The organism is Actinosynnema sp. ALI-1.44, from assembly GCF_001984155.1.
Taxonomy (GTDB): Bacteria; Actinomycetota; Actinomycetes; order Mycobacteriales; family Pseudonocardiaceae; genus Kibdelosporangium.
On the sequence record NZ_MTQO01000044.1, the window covers coordinates 387,833 to 407,144 of the forward strand.

Genomic DNA, 19,312 nt, shown 5'->3' on the forward strand with positions numbered 1-19,312 from the left:
TCGGATGAGCCAACTCGCCGGAGGCTACCCGCGAGTCAAATAGCGACGCAACGGCCCACCCTGTGAGTCGGGGCACTGCGGGTGGAAAACCCGTTTTCTCATCACCGGCGGAATACGCACAGTAATTTCGCGCCGCCAATTAACTTCGGGTTCAACTTCCGACGAACCCAATCTCACGCTCCGTGAGCGCGGTACGGAGAAACGCCCAAGAACGGTCCAGTTCGCGCTGCCAGTACGGCCACGCGTGCGTCCCCGGACCGAAGCTCGTCCACATCGCGGGATGCCCCAGGTCCGCCAGCCGCCGGACCAGTGCGCGAGTGGTCGGCGTCGTGAGCTTCTCGATCATCCGCTCACCGTCGGCGGGCGGGTCGCCCGGAGTCCGGGTGCCGTCTCCGGCCGCCAGGTACAGCGGCGTGGAAACCAACTGGTCAGCCAGCCAGTACGGATCGTTGGCCCGCCACACCCGGCGGTTGCGCCACCGCGGCCCCCACATGTTGCCGACCCGTTCACCGACGTTGCGCAGCCACAGGCGCAGCACCGCCGCGCGGCCGAACCTGGTCGTCTGCAGCAGGCCGCTGTAGGAAGCCGCCGCGACGAACATCCCAGGATGCTTCGCCGCGTAGACAACGGCTCCGTAGCCACCCATCGACACCCCGGCCACCGCCCGCCGGTCCCCGCCGCCGAACTCACGCTCGACGAGTTCCCGCAGCTCATGAGTGTGAAATCGTTCCCACGCCGGTGTCGTGCCGTGGCTGTCCGGCTCGAGCCAGTCGGTGTAGAAACCCGCGCGACCGGCGGGCGGCAGCACGACGAGCACATCCGCGGCCCGCGCCCGAACGCCGATGTCGGTCTTCTCCGTCCAGCACTCCGGCCCGTCGTCACCCCCGTGCAGCAGGTACAGCGTCGGCCACGTCCGGCCCGATCGAGGGACCCAGTCACGCGGGGTCAACAACCGCACGGTGACCACCCGGTTCAGCGCATCGGAACGGATGTCGACTTCCGCCACATGCTGCTCCAGAAAACGAACCGCTTCCACCCTTTTGTCACCATGGTGATGCATCTGTCATCCTCGTTGTGATCCGGCAGCACACCGGAATACCGTTGAGCAAATAGCCCCACCTAGTCAAGGCGGGAGTGATGACGCACATTTCACGAAGCCCGTGGTGGACCCTCGCGGCGGTTTCACTCGGCGGAATGATGGTCGGGCTCGACGGTACGGCACTGACCATCGCGGGGCCGGATATCGCGCACTCGGTCGGCGCGTCCATGACCGAACTGCAATGGATCGCCAACGCCTATCTGGTCGCACTGGCACTCGCCCTGTTCCCGGCGGGCAGGGCTGCCGACCGGCTGGGCAGGCGCGCGGTGTTCCTCACGGGCGTACTGGGATTCGGCGTGGTGTCGCTGCTGATCGCGTCGACCACCACCAGTTGGCTGCTGATCCTGCTGCGCGGCGCCCAGGGTGTCTGCGGAGCCATGCTGCAACCTGCCGCGCTGGCACTGCTGCGGGCCGCGTTCCCGAGGGAGAAGCTCGACCTCGCGCTCGGGATCTGGGGTGGCGCCGCCGCGGTGTCGATCGCGGGCGGCCCCATCCTCGGCGGGACCATCGTGGAGCACCACGGCTGGCCGGTGGTGTTCCTGATCAACCTGCCGATCGCGGTGATCACGGCCGGGCTCACCCTGTGGGCGACACGCGAGTCCAAGACCACCAAGCGAACAGGCACCGTACGGTCCCTGCTGCGCACACCCGGCGTGTCCCTCGGCGCTGTCCTCATCGGACTGAGCTATTTCTCCCTGTTCGGCCTGCTGTTCTTCCTCACGCTCTACCTGCAGAACGTCCGCGCCTTCAACCCGGTGCGCGCCGGGGAATGGCTGCTGCCGCTGACCGCCGTCATCGTGTTGTCGGCGCCGATCGGCGGCGCGCTGACCGGCCGGTTCGGCCCGCGCTGGCCCGCCGTCGGCGGCCTCGCGCTGATCAGCGTCGGCCTGATCGGGTTCCGGACGCTCGACACGACGACCGGCGCGTACACCTTGCTGCCGTTCTCACTGGTGCTCGGTGCGGGCACCGGAATCGCGCTGATCGCGGCGACGCAGATCGTCGTGGCCAACGCACCGGAGGAGACGTCCGGCCTCGCTTCCGCGCTGCAACAGGTCGCCACCCAGGTCGGCGGCGTGCTCGGCATCCTCACCCTCGGGCTGGTGATGTCGTCGCAGGTTCCCTCCGGCACAACCGATTCCGACGGAGCCACGCAAGGGCTCGGCGACCCCGGGGTCTTCCTCGACGGCTTCCACGCGTCGGCCTTGGTCGCCGCGGTCGTCGTAGCGGTCGGCGCGGTCCTCGCGCTGCGCGTGTCCGGCCGAACCTCCACGAGCTCAGGGCTCCCCGCGGCGCAGCTTGCCGGGCCACCAGATCCGGCGGCCGATGTCCAGCGTGAGAGCCGGTACCAGCAGTGAGCGCACGATCAGCGTGTCCAACAGGACGCCGAAGGCGACGAGGAACGCGATCTGCACCATGAACAGGATCGGCAGCACGGACAACGCGGCGAAGGTCGCGGCCAGCACCACCCCCGCCGACGTGATGACACCACCGGTCACGGCGAGCGCGTGCAGCGTCCCGGCCCGGGTACCGTCCTTGTGCGACTCCTCGCGTACCCGGGTCATCAGGAAGATGTTGTAGTCGATTCCCAGTGCCACAAGGAAAACGAAGGCGTACAGCGGCACAGACGGGTCCGAACCGGGGAAGTCGAGCACGTGGTTGAACACCACCGCCGCGACACCGAGCGTCGCGGCGAAGGACAGCACGACGGTGGCGATCAGCACCAGCGGGGCGAGCAGCGCCCGCAACAGCAACGACAGCACCAGGAAGATCACCACGAGCACGATCGGGATGATCACCGTGCGGTCCCGTTCGGCCGCGTCGCGCACCTCGGTGGAGATCGCGGTCTGGCCACCGACCTTGGCGTCGGCGCCCGGCACAGCGCGGACCGCGTCCCTGATCCGGTCCAAGGTGTCCTGCGCCGCCGGGGAGTCCGTGGTGGCCTGCAGGACGGCGTCGACCTCGACCTTGCCGTCGACCACCTTGGGATTGGCGGCCACGTCCGCGACACCGGGCACCTTGGCCGCCTGCACGACCTGCGCCGCCGTCCGCTCGTTGGCCACGATCACGACCGGTGTGCCCGCTCCGCCGGGGAAGTGCTCGGCCAGCACCTCCTGGCCGACGACGGCATCGGTCCGGTCGAGGAACACGTCCGTCTGACTGACCCCGGTGGACTTCAGCATCGGCGCCAACGCGGCCAGTGCCGCGAGCACAAGCGCGGTGGCGATCCACACCGGGCGGAACCTGCGGCCGACCAGTCCGGCGAGCCGGTGCCACACACCCGGTTTGTGGTGCTTGCCGGGTCGCGTCGGCCAGAACGCCGCGCGCCCGAGCAACGCGAGCGCGGCGGGCAGGAAGGTCAGCGACGCGATGAGCGACGCCGCGATTCCGATCGCGGCGACCGGGCCGAGGCCCTTGTTGGACGACAACTCGCTGAACAGCAGACACAGCAAGCCGAGGATGACTGTGCCCGCGGACGCGGCGATCGACTCGAACGACGCCTTCACCGCCGCGGTGATCGCCTGCCACGACGTGGGGTGGACGAGCAGTTCCTCGCGATATCGCGCGACGAGCAGCAAGGCGTAGTCCGTCGACGCGCCGAACACGAGGATGAAGAGGATGCCCTGGCTCTGCCCGTTGAGGGTGATCAGACCGCTGTGCGCCAGCGGGTAGACCACCGCGGACGACAGGATGAGCGCCAGCCCGGCCGACGCGAGCACCACCACGGGCAGCAGCGGACTGCGGTACACCAATATCAGGATCACCACGACCACGATCGCGGTGATCACGAGCAACTTGCCGTCGATGCCGCCGAACACCTCGCCGAAGTCGGCGGTGAACCCGGCCGGGCCGGTGATGTTCACCCGCAGGCCGTCCGGCAGGTTCTCGGCGGCGATGTCCCGCATCTTCTCGACGGTCTTGCCCGCCTCGAAGCCGTCCACACCGGACACCGGGACGACGACCTGCAGCGCTTCGCCGTTGGGTGCGTTGACCGCGGGGGACGCGGGCCCGGCGAGCCCCGGCAGCTGCGCGATCTTCGACACCCGGTCGGCCGCGACCTGCGCGTCCCCCGGTGCCAGCCCGCCGTCCCTGCTGTAGAGCACGAGCGCGGGCTGGATCTTGCCGCCCGCGAACTTCTCCTGCAGGTGTGTGACCTCGGTGGCCTCGGCGTTGGCGGGCAGGAACGACACGCCGTCGTTGCTCTGCACCTCCGCGAGCTTGCCGGGCTGTCCACCGCCGAGCGCGCCGAACACCAGCCAGGCGACGATGACCAGAGCGGGCAGCACCCACCGGACAGGCCCCGGCCGCCCGCGCCGCTCCTGCTTACTGACGTTCTGGACCTCGACCTGCATCGGCACACCGCCCGGCGAAGATGTGGTTCGGTGGCCAGAACATAACTCGCCAGTAGCTACGACACGCAACCGAACGACCGCGAGTCGTGACCAGCCCCACAACTCGGACCACTGTGGACTCGACGGCCGACATCCGTCCGACCACAGCTGAATTCACAGGAAGATGAACTCCGGGTGTCGGCGAGCGTCGCCTTTGGACAACGCGCGCCGACCAACACCGAACGCTCCATGTGGACGATCACCGTAGCCCGGCCCGGGCTTCTTTGATTTTCGTTACATTGTTATTAACTGTATGCGTAGTCTTGAATGAAGTGATCGAGCCGGGACTTGAGGTGGGTGCCCTGGTCGGGATCCCCGGCGAGGCCGTTGGTCACCCACGACTCGGCGACCGGAGCGAAGTACTCCGGCCGAACCAGTCGGTGAGCGCTTCCGGCAGTCCCGCGGTCCCGTTGTCCGAAGCGGCCCACGCGACATATCCGTCCGGCCGGACCAGCAGTGCGGTCAGGTCGCTGCGGGACGAGTGCTGCGCACGGACCACCCGCACACGATCGGTGTGACCATTCGCGATGGCACGGATCCGGCTCGAGCCAACGAGATCGACCAGCACCGCCGTACCGTCCCGCAACAGTTCGTTGTCCGGCAACGTCAGCGGCGGAACGAACCGGCCGATCGCCGGGTGCGCGGCAGCCGGTGCGTAGTCGATGTCGGTGCCGTTGGCCAAGTCGATGAAATGCCGCTTCGCCGCCGGGATCGCGAGCGTCTCGGCCATCACCTCGCGCAGCGCGGCGACCTGCGGACCAGGACGCATCAGCGCGACCTGGGCGCGGGTGTTGCGCAGCACGCGGGCACCGACGGGGTGGCGCTCGGCTGTGTAGCTGTCCAGCAGCGAATCCGGCGCGAGGCCCCGCACCACCAGGCCCAGTTTCCAACCGAGGTTCGTCGCGTCCTGCAGGCCGAGGTTCAGTCCCTGGCCACCGATCGGCGAGTGGACGTGCGCGGCGTCGCCGGCCACCAGCACCCGGCCGCGCCGGTAGGTGTCGGCTTGACGGGTGTTGTCGCTGAACCGGATGCCCACGTCCAGCTTGGTGACCGTCGCGGCCACGCCACTGACCCGGCGGATGCTGGCCTGCATCTCCGCCGCTGTCACAGGCGCGTCCCGGTCGGCCGGTCCGCCGTCGAACTCGACGGTGGAGATCTCCCCCGGCACCAGCGCCCGGTCAAGCAGCCCACCCCGACCGTGCATGGCGGAGGCGACGGCGTCCGGGTCGGCGAGTTCCGCCACGGCCGACCGCCCGGTCATCGTCGCGTCCGTTCCGGGAAACCGGAATCCGGCGCGTTTGCGCACGGTGCTGCGGCCGCCGTCGCATCCCACCAGGTAGGCCGCACGCACCTGCTCACCGTCGGCCAGCACGGCACGCACGGCCTCTTCTTCGGCGACAACGTCGACGACCTCGCAGCCGGTCCGGATCCGGACACCGAGCCCAACCGCCCAGTCGGCGAGGATCCGTTCGAGCTCGTGCTGTTTGAGCACGAGGTTGGTAACGGTGCCGCGCGGTGCCGGGTCGTCATCGGTAAGCGTCAGACCGCTGAAGTGCCCTCGGGCACGGTTCTCCGCCAGTACGCGCGCCAGTCCGGCAGACCGATCGGCGGCCGCCGGTGCGTGCTCGGCGGCGAAGCGCTCCAACATCGCCCACTGCGCGTGGGCCAACTCGTCGACCAGCCCGCGCAGGCGCAGCGTCTGAACGGTCCGGGTGTTGATACCGCGCAGGCCGAGACTGCGCTGCCTGCGCGTGACCTCGTCGTTCGCTTCCAGGATGAGCGGGTCGGCTCCGGCCAGCCGGAGTTCCCCGGCCAGCAGCAGGCCTGCCGGGCCACCGCCGACCACGATCACATCGGGCACGAGACCTCCACTTACAGCGTATATTTACACTGTAAATATGATACTTACAGCGTAGATCTGTCAAGGAGGGCGGCGCCATGACGCGCAGGGATCCGTTGAACCGCGAGAAGGTCCTGGACGCGGCGCTCGAACTGGCCGCCGCGGAGGGTCTCAGCGGACTGTCCATGCGCAAGCTCGCGAAGGCACTCGGTGTCGAAGCGATGGCGCTGTACAACCATGTCGCCAACAAGAACGACATCCTCAAGGGGCTCGCGGAACGTGTCCTGGCGAGTGTGGCCGAGCCCGACCCCGCGCTACCGTGGGCAGAACGGGTGCGGGCAACAGCCATCAGCCTGCACCGCGCGCTCAACCGGCATCCGGTCGTGCCGTTCGTTCTGACGACCGACAAGGTCAACCCCACGGCTCTGCGGGCGTTGCGGCCACTCGACAGCATTGTCGGCGCGCTCTACGAAGCCGGATTCGACGACCACGGCGTCCGTCAGGCGTGGGGTGCGTTGAACAGCCTCGTATTCGGGTCGCTGCTGCTGACGACCGCCGGTTTCACCGGCAGGCCGGCCGAGGAGGACCAGACGGACGTGTACGTCCGGCAGGTCGACCCCGCCAAGCTGCCGCACTTCCACCGCGTGCTGCCGGCGCTGTCCGCGGGTGACCGCGACGTGGACTTCCGCGTGGCGCTGGACATGCTGATCAGCGGTCTCGTCGCGGCGGCCCCGGTGGGAAGTGAAGGCATGACGACGTGACCACTGGGTACTCCAGGTGCTGAGGAGACGTTGAAGGAGAGAGGCAATGCCGCAGCAGGCGTGGAGCAACAAGCGAGAACGCCAGTACAAGCACATCAAGTCATCGGCCAAGGACCGCGGCGCGAGCAACGACCGGGCCGAGGAGATCGCGGCCCGCACCGTCAACAAGAACCGCGCGCAGTCCGGGGAATCCCGCACCGCCAGCAAGTCGTCGGTGAAGGACAAGTCACCGCAGAGCCGGGGCGGTCAGCGGTCGGGCCGCAAGGGACCGAAAGGCCAGACCAAGGAACAGCTGTACAACGAGGCCAAGAAGCGCAACGTCAAGGGTCGCTCGAGCATGAGCAAGGCGGAGTTGCAGAAGGCGTTGGGCCGATGACCGGTCCCCAGATCGACCCGGACACCGCGGCCAGCGAAGAGCAGGACGCCGACTTCGCCGGCGAGCACACCAAGCCGACGTTCTCCGACGAGAGGTCACCGGAGAAGTCCGACGACGAGTCGGTTCCCGATGGCGAAGGTGGCATGAACCTCGACCAGCAGCGGCGGCCCGACTGAGTCACTCCAGCCGGTGGCCGGCACCGGTCGGGGCGGACGCTTTGCGGACGAAGTCGACCGCCACCAGCCGCAGCTTCGTGTTGGTGTCCTGCGAGTACGCGATCAGCCGCCGGATCGCTTCGTCGGCGCTGATCTTGTGCGTGGCCATCAGGATGCCCTTGGCCTGCTCGATCACCGCGCGTGACCGCATCGCGGCCTCCAGGTGGTCGGCCAGGTCGCGGACCTGCTGGTACCGGCGGACCGTGCGCAGGCCGAAGGTCACCACCGTCACGTAGAGTTCGAGCAGCGTCGAGTCGGTTTCCGCGAAACCGTGGTTGTCGAAGCCGAACAGGTTGATCGCCCCGGCCAGATCCGAGTCGACCCGGAACGGCGCGGCCAGGTAACTGCCGACACTGAACTGCTTGGCCGTGGCGGCGAAGTCCGGCCACAGTTCGCTGGCGTTCTCCAGGGAGAGGCGAACGGTCTCCCCCGTCGCCGCCGCCCGCAGGCACGGCCCGTCCCCGGCTCCGTATTGCGCCTGGTCCACCGCGTATGCCCGCTCATCGGAATACGCCGCTGTCCGCGCCCCGCCGCTCTCGATCGCGGTGATGCTGGCCATGTCCGCGCCCGGCACCACGCGGACCGCCTCGGCGCATATCGCATTGAGCACCTCAGTGCTGTCCGAGGCGTTTTCCAGTGTTTCGATGAGGTCGGCCATCGCCGATCTGACCTCGTCCAGCAAAGCAGCCATGCGAGCATCACCCACCAGTCAGCCGGCTCCATTCACTGCCTTCCCGACGAAGCGGGAAACAGCATAAAAACGCCATCACGAACGGGGCCGCTGACTGCTCAACGAAACCGTCGGCATCCTACCCGCACCTGGGCCTCGGTGATCGCCACGGGTAGGCGCAACGGGGACCGCGTGGCGGCATTTGTCGGCCTATTGGCCTGCGGTTGGCCCGTGTCCCGGCCGGGTACCCAGATCCACATGAGCGACGCCGAGGACTCGCACAACCAGCGGCTAGCACGCAACCTCAACGAACTGCTGCAGGAGTTGCGAGTCGCTCAGGCCGGTGTCCAGATCCTGTTCGGCTTCCTGCTGTCCATTGTGTTCACCGAGCGCTACGAGGAAGTGGACGACTACGTCAGGACGACCCATTTCATCACCGTCCTGTTCACCACGGCAGCGACCGCGTTGCTCACCGCACCCGCGTCGTGGCACCGAGTGCTGTTCCGGCACGGCAGGCGCGAGAAGATCATCGGTGTCGCCAACAAGCTGGCGGTCAGCGGACTGGTGTGCCTGGCCGTGGCGATCACCGGGACGGTCCTGCTGATCGGTGAGATGGTGCTCGGCGGGTGGGGCGCCATCGTGCTCGGCGTCGTCGCGGCGCTGGCCTTCAGCACGCTGTGGGTGTTTCTCCCGCTCCGGGAGCGGATACGTGCTGACCGAACACCACTGGACCACCACGACAGCGACGGGACACCGAGTGAGCAGCAAGCTGACCTTGGGCGTTGAGGAAGAGTTCTTCGTAGTCGATCGCCGTGGCCGCCTGTCCAGGCACGCCGCCGCCGTCGTGGACGCCGCCGACGACCAGGACGGCGAACTGCAGACCGAGCTGACCCGGTCCCAGGCCGAACTCGCCACCGGTGTCTGCCGGGACCGCGACGACCTGCTGGGGCAGCTGCGCTCCCTGCGCGGCGAGCTCGCCACCGCTGGGGCACGCCGCGACCTGCGGCTGCTGCCCAGCGGCACGACGCCGGTCGACGAGGACGATCCGCCGTCGATCACGCCCAGCCCGCGGTACCAGCGGATGGCCGACCACTTCGGCGCCATGATCCAGCGCGTCGCGACCTGCGGCTGCCACGTGCACGTCGGGATCCCGGACGCCGCCACCGGCATCCACGTGCTCAACCACGTCCGGCCGTGGCTGCCGCTGCTGCTCGCGGTGACCGCGAACTCCCCGCTCGAGGCGGGCGCCACCACCGGATACCGCAGCTGGCGCTACCGGAAGTGGTCGCAGTGGCCGTCGGCCGGGCCGCCGCCGGTGTTCTCGTCACCGGACCACTACGAGTCCGTTGTAGACGGATGCCTCCGGTCCGGCGCCATCATCGACCGCGCGATGGTCTACTGGGACATCCGGTTGTCCGAGCACCAGCCCACACTGGAGTTCCGGATCAGCGACGTCGCCGCGACGCCGGACGAGGCCGTCCTGCTCGCGGTGCTCATCCGCGGCCTCACCCACGCCGCGCTCGACACCGACGAGCCACCACCGGACCTGGCGAGCGAGGTGCTGCGTGCCCAGCTGTGGCGGGCAGCTCGCGACGGCCTCGCGGGCCAGTGCCCGTACCCCACGCACGACACGCCGATCCCGGCACACACCGCGTTGAACGAGCTGACAAGCCTGCTCAAGCCGGTGCTGCGGGAGAACGACGACCTGGAGTTCACCGAGGACCTCGTCGCCCGGCTGGGCCGGACGGGCGGCGGCGCGGACCGCCAGCTGCGGACCTTCGACCAGGCAGGTGACCCGCTCGACGTGGTCGACATGCTCGCTGTGGCCCCGTCTACGTAGGAACGCGTCAAGGAGGCCGGGGCCCGCGTCAGGACTTCGTCAGAATCCCTCGCCCGGTTGCCGGATGGGGAGCAGGCTCGTGCTGCTCCCCTCCCCGACTCACCGGAAGCCGATGCTCTGATGGACGACCTGATCTTCACGATCATGCTCATCGGGATGTTCATCCTGATCGCGTTGTGCATCCGTGACGCACAACGCCTACGCGACGCCCAGCGGGATCCGGCCCCGGCCGATGAGCCCCCGGCTCGGACACGCCTGCCGTAACGTCCGCCATCCGATGATCCCCGGCTGGGGCACTGTCCACTGAGAAACATGCGCAAATGGCAATGACAGGGGCCGAACGGACCTACGTCCGGCGGTCCGTGCCAGGGAAGCTCACAAGGTCATCCCTGCCACTCCGCTGGAGGCACCCTCCCATGCGCACAAGATCCCTGCTCGCGCTCCTGATCACCGCGGGCGGCCTGCTCGTCGGTCCAAACGCGACAGCGTTACCGTCGGCCGCCGCGGCCCCGGACGTCCCGCTGGCGAACGTGCAAGCACACCTCAACCAGCTGCAGACCATCGCGACCAACAACGGCGGCAACCGGGCGCACGGCCGTCCCGGCTACCGCGCGTCGATCGACTACGTCCAGGCGCGGCTGAACGAAGCCGGGTACACCACCAGCCTGCAGCCGTTCACCACCAGCGGGGCGACCGGGTGGAACCTGATCGCGGACTGGCCGGGCGGTGACCCGAACGCGGTGCTGATGGCCGGTGGCCACCTCGACAGCGTGTCGGCGGGGCCGGGGATCAACGACAACGGGTCAGGCTCGGCGGGACTGCTCGAAGTCGCGTTGACGGTGGCGCGCACCAACTTCCAGCCACAGAAGCACCTGCGGTTCGGGTGGTGGGGCGCCGAGGAGCTCGGGCTCGTCGGCTCGACCTACTACGTCAACAACCTCCCGGCCGCCGAACGCACGAAGATCAAGGGCTACCTGAACTTCGACATGATCGGCTCGCCGAACCCCGGCTACTTCGTCTACAGCAGCAGCGGCCAGCCCACCGGCTCGATCGACCTGCAGCGCGCGCTGGAGTCGCACTTCACCGGCATCGGCGTACCCACGGAGCTGACGTCGGTGGGTGGCCGGTCCGACCACGCGGCGTTCGCCAGGGCAGGCGTCCCGACCGGCGGGCTGTTCACCGGCGCGGAGGTGACCATGACCGCGGCGCAGGCCCAGAAGTGGGGCGGCACCAGCGGAGTGGCCTTCGACCGCTGCTACCACCGGTCGTGCGACACCACATCGAACGTCCACGCGACCGCACTGGACCGCAACAGCGACGCGATCGCCACAGCCATCTGGTCGCTGTCGGGCACAGGAACGCCACCGGGGCCGCGGTTCGAGACCACCACCCCCGTCACCATCCCCGACCAGTCCACCGTGGAAAGTCCACTCACGGTAAGCGGTGTACCGGGCAACGCCCCCACCACCCTGAGCGTCGGCGTGAACATCACACACACCTACCGGGGCGATCTGATCGTGGACGTCCTCGCCCCGGACGGTACCGCGTACAACATCCACAACCGAGCAGGCGGAAGCGCGGACGACCTGGTCGGCACCTTCACGGTGAACGCCTCCAGCGAGGTCGCCAACGGCACGTGGAAGCTGCGTGTCCGAGACGCGGCATCGGCGGACGTCGGCCGGATCAACAGCTGGAGCCTGCAGTTCTGACCCGCCGGGGAAGGTGGGAACCACGACGGGTTCCCACCTTCCACGAGCGACTCAGTGGGACCGGGTGTCGCGAGCGATCCACTCGGCCAGACTGGTATCCCCGATCTGAGCGCCCGCCTCGGGCAGCAGAGTGCTGTGGCTGAGCACCGCACCGAAGTACGTAGCCCGCTCGTCGGTGACGACCTCACGCGGATCCTGTCGCGCGGCCAGCACAGTCCGAACCCATTCGTCGAGCCCGAGGACATCCGGCCCGGCCACTTCCACCCTGCCGCCGAGCGGAGTGCCAACCGCCGCACGACCGACAGCGGCAGCGACATCGTCCGCCGCGATGGGCTGCGCACCGGCGCTGGGCAGGTGGACCTTGCCGTCCTTCATCGACGTGTCGGCGATCCCCCCGGCGAACTCCATGAACTGAGTGGCGTGCACCAGCGAGTAAGGCAACCCGGACGCCATGATCAGATCCTCCTGGGCCACCTTGCCCCGGAAGTACCCGATCTCCGGGTGCCGGTGCGTGCCGACCACCGTCAACGCCACGTAGTGGCCGACGCCAGCCTCCTTGGCGCCCTCGACGAGGTTGCCAGTGGCCGTACGGAAGAAGTCCAGCACGTCGTCGTCGGCGAACGACGGCGAGTTCGAGACGTCGATCAGCACGTCCGCGCCCGCCAGCACCTCCTTCACTCCTTCCCCGGTCAGGGTGTTCACGCCCGTCGACGGCGCGGCGGGCACGGCTTCGTGACCGTGCTCATCGAGCTTGCCCACCAGTTTCGAGCCGATCAGTCCGGTGCCGCCGATGACGACGATCTTCATGGGTGTCCCTTTCGTGTGCGGACCAGTCAGCAGCTAGGACAGGGCAGCACCGGGATCTGTGACAGGCGTCCGGAAGAAAATCATCGGGTTGGCCGTGCCGGGGTGGACCGGCTCGGTGATCCCGAGGCGGATCCGGGCCCGCATGATCCGCTCGTAGGTGTCCGCCGCTGCCGCCTTGGCCGCGGTGAACGGGTCGATGCCCCGGTCGGCCAGCCATTTCAGCACCACGGCACCCTCGCTGAACGGCAACGGGCGGGCGCGGTGGAACACGTCGTGCACGCTCACCGGAGTACCCGGGCGCAGGCGTGGCAACAGCTCAGCCAGGTACCAGCGGGCGAAACGGGCGGTGTGCGCGGCGTCCACGAACAGGTAGTCGATGCCGTCGGGGACCGCGCCGACGGTGTCCCGCACGTCTCCCTGCACGAACGTCCAGCGGTCGTCGGCGAGATCGGCCGGGACGTCGCGCCGGGCGCCGCCCACGATGTCGAAGGTGGACAGTCGCCCGAAGCCGTTGTCCCGCAGCGCGCGCAGGATCCACGTGGTGGACCAGCCGTGCAGCGAACCGACCTCGACGACGGTCTGTGGCGTGCTTTCCCGCAGCCGCAGGTAGGTCAGCTCGGCCTCGATGTCGTCCAGTTGGGCCCGCATCCCGCCGTCGTGGAGTTCTCGTTGTTCGGCGCGCACCCGCTGCAGCGCGTCGAGATGCTTCTCGTACAGCCGGACGGCGCTGTCGACGGTGAGGTCATGGGCTTCCACATGAGACACGAGACTGCTCCAGGGAACGACGGTTCTTGACCTGCTCAACCGTCGTCTGGATCAAGCTCCGCGCCCAGCCGGACCGCCCCCAGCGGCCCCGGGGGCCATCCCCCGTCAGCCAGCGCCGTTGAACGTGACGCGCAGGGTGTAGACCGAGGTCGACGCTGTGACGAACAGGTGGTTGCGACGCGGTCCGCCGAACGTCAGGTTCGAGCAGATCTCCGGCACCAGCAGCTGGCCGATCCGGGTTCCGTCCGGGTCGAAGCAGTGCAGTCCGTCGTGCGCCGCCGCCCAGACCCGGCCCGCGGCGTCCACGCGGACGCCGTCGAACGCGCCGCTGTCGCAGGTGCCGAACACGTCGCCGCCGGTCAGCGTCCCGTCGTCGGCGACGTCGAACACCCTGATGTGGCTGGGGTTCTGGCGCGTGTCGGCGATGTAGAGCTTGCGCTCGTCCACGGAGAACGCCAGGCCGTTGGGTCGTTCGAAGTCGTCGGCGGCGATCCGCACCTGCCCGTCCGGCGTGACCCGGTAGACGTGGCAGGCGCCGATCTCGCTGTCCGCGCGGTAGCCCTCGTAGTCGCTGTCGATGCCGTAGCTCGGGTCGGTGAACCAGATCGACCCGTCCGAGTGTTCGACCACGTCGTTGGGGCTGTTCAAGCGCTTGCCCTGGTAGCGATCCGCGATCACGGTCACGGTGCCGTCGTGTTCGGTGCGGGTGACGCGGCGGTTGCCGTGCTCGCAGCTGACCAACCTGCCTGCCCGGTCCCGGGTGTGCCCGTTGGCGTACCCCGAGGGCTGGCGGAACACGCCGACCTCGCCGGTTGTCTCGTCCCAGCGCACCATGCGGTCGTTGGGGATGTCGCTGAACACCAGGTACCGCCCCGCCGGGAAGTAGACCGGTCCCTCGGTCCACCGGCACCCGGTGTGGATCCGCCGCATCCACTGGTCGCCGCCGCACCCGGCGAACCGGTCGTCGGAAGCCACGAACTCCGCCTTGACCAGATCCACTGCTGCCCCGCATCCGTCGAATGACATTCAGCAGACAGCCTGCGCCGCCGAACCTGATATCGTCAAGTCGTGGATGACCTGGACCGGCACCTACTCGCCGAGTTGCAGCGCGACGCCACCCAGGCCTACGCCGCGCTGGGCCAGGCCGTGGGACTGTCCGCGGGAGCGGCGCACGAGCGGGTGCGGAAAATGCGCGAACAGGGAGTCATCCGGCGCACGACCGTCGACGTCGACCCGGCGGCGGTCGGGCGTGGAGTCGCGGCGTACGTCCTGGTCGAGGCCAATGCGTGGATGGGCGGCGCGGCCACGAAGGCCGCGTTGGAGCACCTGCCCGAGGTTGTCGAGGCCCACGTCATCGCGGGCCCCGCCACCCTGCTGGTGAAGGTCCGCACGACGTCGACAGAGGAGTTACAGGCGTCGCTGCGGCGCTTGTTCTCCGTCGACGGCGTCACGGGCACCCAGACGATCGTCGTCCTCGAGACGTTCTTCGAACGGCCGATCTCAACGCGGGACTGAGGTGTGCTTGAACTCGTTCAGGTCCGTCCAGTTCGTCAGCAGGTCGACGACGCGTTCGACGGCCTTGATCGAGACCTCCGGGTCGGCACCGGGCTGGGCCCGGTTCATCAACCGCACGAACACGGCCTGATCACCGGCGATGAACGTCGGCACGCCCCACACCTTGTGGGACGCGACGAACCCTTCGTGCTCGGCGCGCACGGTCTCCAGCGGCGCGCGTGAGTCGACCCGTTCGAACACCTCACGGGCCGCGACGTCATGTGCCGTCAGGATCTTCTCGACGACTGCCCGGTCCTCCAGGTGCAGGCCCCTGTCGTGGCGCGCCTCGAACAGGGCCCGGTGCACCGCAGGGAACTGGTCCGGGTATTCGTCCCGCACCACCACGCCCACCTGCAACGCCAGGATCCCCCGGTCGTCCTCGGGCCGCTCCCACACGCTGGGCTGCCCCTCCTCCACGTGCCCCTGCCCCAGCGAGTACGGCAGGAACCGGACATCCCAGTCGGCACCAGCGGCCAACCCGGTGAGGACGTGTTCGTGGGCGTTGCGGGCAAAGGGACACCGGTAGTCCCACGTCACCGCGAACTCAGTAGCCATACCCGGCCAACGAGCCGCCGCGCGGCGGAATTCCCTTTCTCACTGGACGAGAAGAACAGGTCCAGCAGCGCCCGGCTCTCCCTTCGGACACACCGGGCCAGACGCAGCCTCCCGGTCGGACTCAGCGGTGCGTTGGCGTGGGTCATGAGGGCCTCCTGGCGTTCGGGTAGATGTCGCAATCCACACCGAACCCGGAGGCCCTCTCTTATTTCAAGATCATCGATCTACGTGTCGCACCGTTCACAACCTCCCGGGGCACTACAACTAGCCTTGGGATCCGTGGACCCGTGGACGCTGGACGCCGAGGAGACGATGTGGCGTAGCGCGGCCGAACTGGGCGACACCGCGCACACCGAGCGGGTCGAAGCCGAGTGGCTGGCGGCCGACGCGCGTGGTGACTTGCGCGGGCCGCGGCACGTCGGCTGGTTGTGTCACGAGCGCGGTGATGTGGCCGGGGCCGAAGCGGCTTGGCAGCGGGGCAAGGAGCGCGGTGACCCGGAGTGCATGACGCGTCTGTTCTGGCTGGACCGCGAACACGCCCCGAAGAGGGTCTGGGCGGCGATCGACCGGGCGTGGCGCGCTCTGGACGAGGCCGGTGACGCTGAGGCAGCCGAACGCGTCGGGACGATGTGCCGGTCGCGGGACGACATAGCGGGCGCTCTGGCGGCGTGGCGACGTGCGGATCAACGCGGATCGGCGGAAGCCGCGTACCGGTTGGGTTCGTACCTGTCCGAAGAACGCGGGCACGACGACTTCTATCCGCGGGATGCCAAGAAGGCTGAGAAGGCGTACCAGCGGGCGGACGAACGCGGCAGCGACGCCGGTGCGTTCTGGATGGCCACCATCCTGGAGCGCCGGGGTGACTTGGCCGGTGCCGAGGCCGCGTACCGGCGGGCAATCCGCAGAGGAACGTCCGGGGCGCCGGCGCGGGGGTTGTCGCTCCTGCTCGAGCACCGTGGGGACTGGGACGAAGCCGAATTCATGCTCCGGCTCGGCATACGGCGGGACGAGCGGTACACGCACGACCCGAACGACCTGTACGAGCTGGGCAGGTTCCTGATCCGGCGGGGTGACCTCGAGCGGGCCGAGACGGCGTTCCGGGTGGCGGTCGAACGCGGCTACCCGAGCAGCCAGTTCCTGCTGAACTCCTTCCTGGAAAACCCCGAGAAACTGGTCGTACGGCGGCGCCGGTGAACCCCTACCGGCCGCAGAGCCGGGCGAGCCAGTCACCGGCCGACCGGCGGACCGACTCCAGTGTCCGAAGCAGCTTCGCCGTGTGGATGTCCTGATCGGGAGATACATGGCGGCATTCGGACTTGGTTGGCGGTGCGGTCTCGCCGACATCGACACTCCCGTGACTGTGCGAAGTGCGGTGGGTGCTTGGCGTCCTCAACCCTCCTTGATGAGCGGAGTGAGCACGCCCGGAACGATCTCGAGGAACTCGCGACCCACTTCCTCCAATAGGCATTGAAGTGATGGCCGCCCTGTCGCGGCGGCCATCACCTCCGGGCCTTACCAGGTCACCTTCCTGACCTGCGGCCCGTCCTGGCGATCAGCAGCCCACCCGCGGCGAGCAGCCCGAGCGCCACCAGGCTCATCAGGGCGATCTGCGATCCGGTCTCCGCCAGGTTCGGCGGCTTCGGCCTGACCGGCGGTTGCGGCACCGGCGGGATCGGCGTCTTCGTGCCGCACGCCGGGTCCGTCGAGCCGGGCGGGCAGTTGCTGCCCGGCGTGTCCGAGGTGACGGCGTTGCGCAGGACACGGTCACCCTTCGGCGGCGACGCGACGGTCACGCCGTAGGTGACTGTGGCCGTCTTCCCGGGTTCGACCTTGCCGGTCCAGGTGAGTTTCGGCGCGGTGTAGGTGACCGTGCCGGTAGTGGCGATGGCGTCACCGTTGTACGTCGCGTCGTCGAGGACTCCGCTCAGGTCGTCGGTGAACGTCGCCTTCTCCACGGTCGCCTGGCCGGTGTTGGTGACGGTCACCGTGTACTTCACGACATCGCCCGGTTTGACCGTCTTCTTGTCGACCGTCTTGGTGATCTTCAGGCTCGAGACGGATGTCGTCGTCGTGCACTTCGGGTCCGTGGAGCCCGGCGGGCAGTTGCCGCCCGGCGTGTCCGAGGTGATCGCGTTGGCCAGTTTGCCGTCGCCTGTGGCGGGCTTGCGCACCTTGACGCTGTACGTCACGGTCGCCGTCTGCCCGATGTCCAGGTCTCCCTTCCAGGTCAGCTTCGGCTGCGCGTAGGACACCGTGCCGATCGTGGCGGCACCGTCCCGCGCGTAGTCGGCGTCGTCCAGGACCTTGGTCAGGTCGTCGGTGAAGGTCGCGCCGGTCAGCTTCGTCTTGCCGGTGTTGCGGACGGTCACCGTGTACTTCACGACGTCGCCCGGGTTCACCACGGACTTGTCCGCCTTCTTGACCAGTTCGACACCGGGGACCGGCGTGACCGTGGTGCAGTCCGGGTCGTCGGACATCGGCGGGCAGGTGCCCGGGGTGTTGGTGCTGACCCCGTTGCGCAGTTCGTGGTCGCCCGTAGTGGGCGACTTCACCTTCACCGAGTACGTCAGCGTGGTCGCCTGCCCGACCGGCAAGTCGCCCGTCCACACCAGGTTCGGTGTGGTGAACGTGAAACCACCGGCGACGGGCGCGGCTTTCGCGTCGTTCTGGTAGTCCGCGTCGTCGAGGACCTCGCTCAGGTCGTCGGTCACGCGGGCGGCCTGGTCGCCGACCAGGTCGACCTTGCCGGTGTTGGTCACGGTCACCGTGTACGTGACGACGTCACCTGGGTTGGCCGACGACTTGTCGGCCTTCTTGCGGACCGTGAGTTCCTTGGCGGGAACGTCGGCCGAGCAGTTCGGGTCGGTCGATCCCGGCGGGCAGTTGTTGCCCGGCGTGCCCGACGTGACCACGTTGTTGAGTTTCTTGTCGCCGGTGTCGGGATCCTTGACCTTCACCGTGTACGTGACGGTCGCTTCCTGCCCGATCCCGAGCGTCCCCGTCCAGGTCAGGTTCGGCGCGGTGTAGGACGTCGTGCCGACGGTCGCGGTCGCGTCGTTCTGGTAGTCCGCGTCGTCGAGGACCTTCGTCATGTCGTCGGTGAAGGTCGCGTTGGTCTGCACTGTCTGGCCGGTGTTGGTGACAGTGATGGTGTACCGGACCGTGTCGCCGGGCACGACCGTCTTCTTGTCGACGGTCTTGCGGATCAGTAGCCCGGACACCGGGGTTGTGGTGCCGCACTTCGGATCCGTGGAACCAGGCGGGCAGTTCCCACCCGGCGTTTCCGACGAGACGACGTTGGTCAGTTTCTTGTCGCCCTTGACCGGGTCGTTCACCTTGACCGAATAGGTCACGGTGGCGGTCTGGCCGACGGCGAGGTCACCGGTCCACGTGAGCCTCGGTTCCACATAGGACACCGCACCGACGTCGGCCGCGCCGTCGTTCTGGTAGTCGGCGTCGTCAAGGACCTTCGTCAGGTCATCGGTGAACGTCGCACCGGAGATCGGAGTCTGCCCGGTGTTCTTCACCGTCACCGTGTACTTCACGGTGTCACCGGGGTTGGCCGATGCCTTGTCTGCGGTCTTGGCGATCTCCAGGCCGGACACCGGTGTCGTGGTGGTGCACTTCGGATCCGTGGAACCAGGCGGGCAGTTCCCGCCCGGCGTGTCCGAGGTGATCGCGTTGGTCAGGAGGTTGTCTCCCGTGTTGGGCTTCTTCACCTTGACCGAGTAC

Annotated in this window: 19 protein-coding genes; 10 read left to right on the plus strand and 9 right to left on the minus strand. The window is 68.3% G+C overall.

Annotated features, from left to right (window positions below; translation table 11 throughout):
* Window positions 1-151: 151 nt before the first annotated feature.
* A complete protein-coding gene (locus ALI144C_RS20455) occupies window positions 152-1,006 on the minus strand; it encodes an alpha/beta hydrolase (protein ID WP_076988697.1) in 855 nt (284 codons plus the stop codon).
* A 131-nt stretch (window positions 1,007-1,137) separates the two neighbouring features.
* Here ALI144C_RS20455 and ALI144C_RS20460 point away from each other — a divergent pair, with 131 nt between their 5' ends.
* On the plus strand, window positions 1,138-2,454 hold the full coding sequence (locus ALI144C_RS20460) for an MFS transporter (protein WP_076988698.1): 1,317 nt from the start codon (window positions 1,138-1,140) through the stop codon (window positions 2,452-2,454).
* Here ALI144C_RS20460 and ALI144C_RS20465 read toward each other — a convergent pair.
* Both ALI144C_RS20465 and ALI144C_RS20470 read right to left on the minus strand, forming a co-directional pair.
* Window positions 2,374-4,449 carry an MMPL family transporter gene (locus tag ALI144C_RS20465; RefSeq protein WP_076988760.1) on the minus strand — a complete coding sequence of 692 codons (2,076 nt, stop codon included), beginning with the start codon at window positions 4,447-4,449 and terminating at the stop codon, window positions 2,374-2,376. The two genes, ALI144C_RS20460 and ALI144C_RS20465, sit on opposite strands and share 81 nt — an antisense overlap.
* A gap of 370 nt (window positions 4,450-4,819) precedes the next feature.
* Entirely contained in the window at window positions 4,820-6,349 is a 1,530-nt protein-coding gene (locus ALI144C_RS20470) for an FAD-dependent monooxygenase (RefSeq protein WP_083753219.1), read from the minus strand.
* 77 nt (window positions 6,350-6,426) lie between these two features.
* Here ALI144C_RS20470 and ALI144C_RS20475 point away from each other — a divergent pair, with 77 nt between their 5' ends.
* From ALI144C_RS20475 to ALI144C_RS20485, 3 genes are read left to right on the plus strand one after another with little or no spacing between them, the layout of a single operon-like run.
* The gene (locus ALI144C_RS20475; RefSeq protein ID WP_076988699.1) at window positions 6,427-7,089 is read left to right on the plus strand and encodes a TetR/AcrR family transcriptional regulator C-terminal domain-containing protein; all 663 of its coding nucleotides are present in this window, start codon (window positions 6,427-6,429) and stop codon (window positions 7,087-7,089) included.
* A gap of 46 nt (window positions 7,090-7,135) precedes the next feature.
* A complete protein-coding gene (locus ALI144C_RS20480; protein ID WP_076988700.1) occupies window positions 7,136-7,465 on the plus strand; it encodes a plasmid stabilization protein in 330 nt (109 codons plus the stop codon).
* Complete coding sequence (locus ALI144C_RS20485; protein WP_076988701.1) at window positions 7,462-7,641, plus strand: hypothetical protein; 180 nt, start codon at window positions 7,462-7,464, stop codon at window positions 7,639-7,641. Before ALI144C_RS20480 ends, ALI144C_RS20485 begins: the two co-directional genes overlap by 4 nt.
* Before the next feature lies 1 nt (window position 7,642).
* Here the strand turns inward: ALI144C_RS20485 and ALI144C_RS20490 are convergent, their stop codons facing one another.
* Entirely contained in the window at window positions 7,643-8,371 is a 729-nt protein-coding gene (locus tag ALI144C_RS20490; protein WP_076988702.1) for a GAF and ANTAR domain-containing protein, read from the minus strand.
* A 237-nt stretch (window positions 8,372-8,608) separates the two neighbouring features.
* On the opposite strand from ALI144C_RS20490, the gene ALI144C_RS20495 reads away from it, so the two are divergent.
* The 4 genes from ALI144C_RS20495 (at window position 8,609) to ALI144C_RS20505 (ending at window position 11,899) form a co-directional block, all read left to right on the plus strand.
* Complete coding sequence (locus tag ALI144C_RS20495) at window positions 8,609-9,136, plus strand: DUF6328 family protein (protein WP_143230748.1); 528 nt, start codon at window positions 8,609-8,611, stop codon at window positions 9,134-9,136.
* A complete protein-coding gene (locus ALI144C_RS20500) occupies window positions 9,108-10,190 on the plus strand; it encodes a carboxylate-amine ligase (RefSeq protein ID WP_143230749.1) in 1,083 nt (360 codons plus the stop codon). Before ALI144C_RS20495 ends, ALI144C_RS20500 begins: the two co-directional genes overlap by 29 nt.
* A 120-nt stretch (window positions 10,191-10,310) precedes the next feature.
* A complete protein-coding gene (locus ALI144C_RS55625) occupies window positions 10,311-10,454 on the plus strand; it encodes a hypothetical protein (protein WP_168211302.1) in 144 nt (47 codons plus the stop codon).
* A 152-nt stretch (window positions 10,455-10,606) separates the two neighbouring features.
* On the plus strand, window positions 10,607-11,899 hold the full coding sequence (locus ALI144C_RS20505; RefSeq protein ID WP_076988703.1) for a M28 family metallopeptidase: 1,293 nt from the start codon (window positions 10,607-10,609) through the stop codon (window positions 11,897-11,899).
* A gap of 51 nt (window positions 11,900-11,950) precedes the next feature.
* Here the strand turns inward: ALI144C_RS20505 and ALI144C_RS20510 are convergent, their stop codons facing one another.
* From ALI144C_RS20510 to ALI144C_RS20520, 3 genes are all read right to left on the minus strand, one after another.
* Entirely contained in the window at window positions 11,951-12,706 is a 756-nt protein-coding gene (locus ALI144C_RS20510; protein ID WP_076988704.1) for an SDR family oxidoreductase, read from the minus strand.
* Window positions 12,707-12,739: 33 nt separating this feature from the next.
* Entirely contained in the window at window positions 12,740-13,471 is a 732-nt protein-coding gene (locus ALI144C_RS20515) for a class I SAM-dependent methyltransferase (RefSeq protein ID WP_237774234.1), read from the minus strand.
* A gap of 105 nt (window positions 13,472-13,576) precedes the next feature.
* A complete protein-coding gene (locus ALI144C_RS20520; protein WP_076988706.1) occupies window positions 13,577-14,470 on the minus strand; it encodes an SMP-30/gluconolactonase/LRE family protein in 894 nt (297 codons plus the stop codon).
* A gap of 69 nt (window positions 14,471-14,539) precedes the next feature.
* Between ALI144C_RS20520 and ALI144C_RS20525 the strand changes: the two genes are divergently transcribed.
* Window positions 14,540-14,986 carry an Lrp/AsnC family transcriptional regulator gene (locus tag ALI144C_RS20525; protein ID WP_076988707.1) on the plus strand — a complete coding sequence of 149 codons (447 nt, stop codon included), beginning with the start codon at window positions 14,540-14,542 and terminating at the stop codon, window positions 14,984-14,986.
* On the opposite strand, the gene ALI144C_RS20530 is transcribed toward ALI144C_RS20525, so the two are convergent.
* Window positions 14,972-15,580: a DsbA family protein gene (locus ALI144C_RS20530; RefSeq protein WP_076988708.1), complete on the minus strand. Its 609-nt coding sequence runs from the start codon at window positions 15,578-15,580 to the stop codon at window positions 14,972-14,974. The genes ALI144C_RS20525 and ALI144C_RS20530 overlap by 15 nt on opposite strands.
* A gap of 279 nt (window positions 15,581-15,859) precedes the next feature.
* Here ALI144C_RS20530 and ALI144C_RS20540 point away from each other — a divergent pair, with 279 nt between their 5' ends.
* Window positions 15,860-16,774 (plus strand): tetratricopeptide repeat protein, encoded by a 915-nt coding sequence (locus tag ALI144C_RS20540; RefSeq protein WP_076988710.1) that lies wholly within the window; start codon window positions 15,860-15,862, stop codon window positions 16,772-16,774.
* Between the two features lie 326 nt (window positions 16,775-17,100).
* On the opposite strand, the gene ALI144C_RS20545 is transcribed toward ALI144C_RS20540, so the two are convergent.
* Window positions 17,101-19,312, minus strand: a 2,212-nt coding sequence (locus ALI144C_RS20545) for a DUF7927 domain-containing protein (protein WP_143230750.1), incomplete at its 5' end; no start/stop codon positions are given.

What these genes read in the sequence shown, in the direction of transcription:
- ALI144C_RS20510 (WP_076988704.1), bottom strand. Translation starts at nt 12,706, where the DNA reads ATGAAGATCGTCGTCATCGGCGGCACCGGACTGATCGGCTCGAAACTG.
- ALI144C_RS20480 (WP_076988700.1), top strand. Translation starts at nt 7,136, where the DNA reads ATGCCGCAGCAGGCGTGGAGCAACAAGCGAGAACGCCAGTACAAGCAC.
- ALI144C_RS20460 (WP_076988698.1), top strand. Translation starts at nt 1,138, where the DNA reads ATGACGCACATTTCACGAAGCCCGTGGTGGACCCTCGCGGCGGTTTCA.
- ALI144C_RS20485 (WP_076988701.1), top strand. Translation starts at nt 7,462, where the DNA reads ATGACCGGTCCCCAGATCGACCCGGACACCGCGGCCAGCGAAGAGCAG.
- ALI144C_RS20505 (WP_076988703.1), top strand. Translation starts at nt 10,607, where the DNA reads ATGCGCACAAGATCCCTGCTCGCGCTCCTGATCACCGCGGGCGGCCTG.
- ALI144C_RS20490 (WP_076988702.1), bottom strand. Translation starts at nt 8,371, where the DNA reads ATGGCTGCTTTGCTGGACGAGGTCAGATCGGCGATGGCCGACCTCATC.
- ALI144C_RS20465 (WP_076988760.1), bottom strand. Translation starts at nt 4,449, where the DNA reads ATGCAGGTCGAGGTCCAGAACGTCAGTAAGCAGGAGCGGCGCGGGCGG.
- ALI144C_RS20495 (WP_143230748.1), top strand. Translation starts at nt 8,609, where the DNA reads ATGAGCGACGCCGAGGACTCGCACAACCAGCGGCTAGCACGCAACCTC.
- ALI144C_RS20530 (WP_076988708.1), bottom strand. Translation starts at nt 15,580, where the DNA reads ATGGCTACTGAGTTCGCGGTGACGTGGGACTACCGGTGTCCCTTTGCC.
- ALI144C_RS55625 (WP_168211302.1), top strand. Translation starts at nt 10,311, where the DNA reads ATGGACGACCTGATCTTCACGATCATGCTCATCGGGATGTTCATCCTG.
- ALI144C_RS20475 (WP_076988699.1), top strand. Translation starts at nt 6,427, where the DNA reads ATGACGCGCAGGGATCCGTTGAACCGCGAGAAGGTCCTGGACGCGGCG.